Genomic DNA, 2,369 nt, shown 5'->3' with positions numbered 1-2,369 from the left:
CCTATATCTACACCGACCAAGACAGCTACGAACCGCTGGCGCAAATCTTTGACAACGCCAAAGACAGCAAACAATACCTCGCCTATTTCCACAATGATCAAATCAGCATACCGAGGGAAATGACTGACATCCACGGCAATCTCTTATGGTACGGCGAATACACCGCCTGGGGCCGTCTGAAAAAGGACGAGCGGGTTTACAAGAATGCGCACCAGCCGTTCAGATTGCAAAACCAATACTTCGATGAAGAGACCGGACTGCATTACAACCTGATGCGGTATTACGAGCCTGAGGCCGGGCGGTTTGTGAATCAGGATCCGATTGGGCTGTTGGGTGGGGATAATCTGTATGCTTTTGCGCCAAGTACACAGGCTTGGGTTGATCCTTTAGGGCTAGCTAATTTATTTGATATAGGTACCTATGGGAGTCTTAATAGTAGTACTCATGTTGGAGATGGCTTACAAGCCCATGAGTTAATTAGGCATGAAGCATTAGTTCAAAATGGTTATACAACTAAAAATAATCGATTAAGCCAGAATCCAGCTATTGCTTTAGATTTGGATCATCATACAAGAGGGCCAGCAAAAGATACTAGAGGGATTGGTGGCACTCATTACCATGAAGCAGAGATTAGGCGTTCTCATTATGGTTTGGGTAGAAATCAAATGCATACTGATTTACATCGAGAGATTGATATTGCTCAAGGAGGATTGAGAAAAACGGGAACTCCTAAAGCTCAAAGAAAACGATTAAGAAAAGAAGCTAAAAAATTTCTTAGAAAATTGAAAAAAACAGGTAAGAAATGTCCTTAAATTTTTAGGAGAATTTAAATGAAAAAAAATGGATACGTTAATTTTAACTTTTTAGATAGTAAGTCCAATATAAATGATATATTAGTTGGGCTAGATTTAGACTATTCAAATAAAGTGATAGCGCCAGATGGTCATGAGTTAGCATTGATCGCTTTCATACCGATTGAGAATTTATTAACTATTGCACCTCAATTTAAAACAGATTTTCAGGGGAAGGAATATAAAGATAAAGCAATTTACGTTTTTTCTTATTATGATAAAGAAGATTATTTTCTTGACTACATTACTGAAATTGACGATGCTATTCAAGGATACACGAAAGTTATCGTCGGAGATAAAAGTCAGTTCAAGTTTAACCTAGATGAATTTTATCCAATTAATCCTATTGAGAATTTAGATGAAATGAGTTTTTTAGGAGGACAACCTGAATATTTACAACAAGAAGGTGATGATTTTCTAGAAAAATATATTTTCATAGGTCAAATCTTAGGAATGGATCTACCTAAAGAAGTAAATGAAATTTTTTATTTAACTGAGAACATAGGATATATTTTTATAAATCGAGATCTATCGGGTGGATTATTCTTCGTACAAACGACTTAAACAAATATTTAATCATATAGTAAGTCATCTTCCACATGAAACGTTAAATTCTAGCAAGCCGTAGCTCGGACAAAGCCTTCAGTCCTGACGTAGAGTGTATGTTGCATGCACGCAGTTTCTGTTTTTCAGACGACCTCACTATCTTCTTTGAGGTCGTCTGAACCATTTGTTCTTTAACAATCTCATTGGCAGTTAACATAGAGGTTGTCTGAAAACTAACTTTCAGACAACCTTCATCTTATTTTGTCAAAATTCTGCGCACGAAAGGGTTTTCATATCATACTGCTGCCTTTGAAATAGAATAAAAGGCGTATATAAAATCATGTGGGAGAATGATTTCAGATACTAAACGGCAGGGATTAATTTCTAGGAAACAGGCAGCAAGACTGCGTAGAATTATTGGTAAATGTTCCTATTTTATTAATGTAAATATATTAGAAAGGGTTAATATGACCTACTTGATTAAGCCATATGAATCAATTGGTGATTTTGTATTTGGTACTTCTCTTGAGGACGTACAAGAAAAATATGGAAAACCAGCAAGAATGGTTGAAGATAATATTATGAATAATAAGGTGGAATATAGGAATGCTTGTGAGTTAGTTTATGAAAACGATAAATTGGTTTATGGATATTGCTTAAAAGATTCTAATCCCATATTAGGAGATATTGATATATTTAAAAATTCAATCGAAGACCTTAAAGCCATCGATTCAGAATTTATCGAAGGAAAAAAATATATTCTTTTTAAGAATCTCGGGATTTGTATAGGAGGTATGACAGGGAAAAAAATTCCTGAAGGCAAGTTATTAATTGCATTTGATAAAAATCACTTTGATTTTTTTGAATGTTTTATCGAGGTGTAATCGAACTGTAGCAAATGAAACTTCCAATTCCGATGTAGGGTAAGCCGCAGCCTACACAAAACCTTCAGCCCTGACGTAGGGGGTGTGC

The 2,369-nt window shown here is 35.7% G+C and carries 3 protein-coding genes; all 3 read left to right on the top strand.

Annotation, left to right across the window (positions count from 1 at the left end; all coding sequences use genetic code 11):
* Positions 1-812, top strand: an 812-nt coding sequence (locus HMPREF2871_RS12155) for an RHS repeat domain-containing protein (protein WP_283116826.1), incomplete at its 5' end; no start/stop codon positions are given.
* Positions 813-830: 18 nt separating this feature from the next.
* Positions 831-1,415 (top strand): hypothetical protein, encoded by a 585-nt coding sequence (locus HMPREF2871_RS09265; protein WP_004521126.1) that lies wholly within the window; start codon positions 831-833, stop codon positions 1,413-1,415.
* Positions 1,416-1,747: 332 nt separating this feature from the next.
* Positions 1,748-2,281 (top strand): hypothetical protein, encoded by a 534-nt coding sequence (locus HMPREF2871_RS09260; RefSeq protein WP_004521124.1) that lies wholly within the window; start codon positions 1,748-1,750, stop codon positions 2,279-2,281.
* Positions 2,282-2,369 lie beyond the last annotated feature (88 nt).

The sequence above is a fragment of the Neisseria sp. HMSC067G12 genome, from assembly GCF_001812725.1.
GTDB lineage: Bacteria > Pseudomonadota > Gammaproteobacteria > Burkholderiales > Neisseriaceae > Neisseria > Neisseria perflava.
The sequence above is the reverse complement of the archived record's forward strand: the minus strand, read 5'-3'. Positions and strand labels throughout refer to the sequence as shown.

Excerpts from the sequence above, each read along its gene's own strand:
- HMPREF2871_RS09265 (WP_004521126.1), top strand. The coding sequence starts at position 831 with ATGAAAAAAAATGGATACGTTAATTTTAACTTTTTAGATAGTAAGTCC.
- HMPREF2871_RS09260 (WP_004521124.1), top strand. The coding sequence starts at position 1,748 with ATGATTTCAGATACTAAACGGCAGGGATTAATTTCTAGGAAACAGGCA.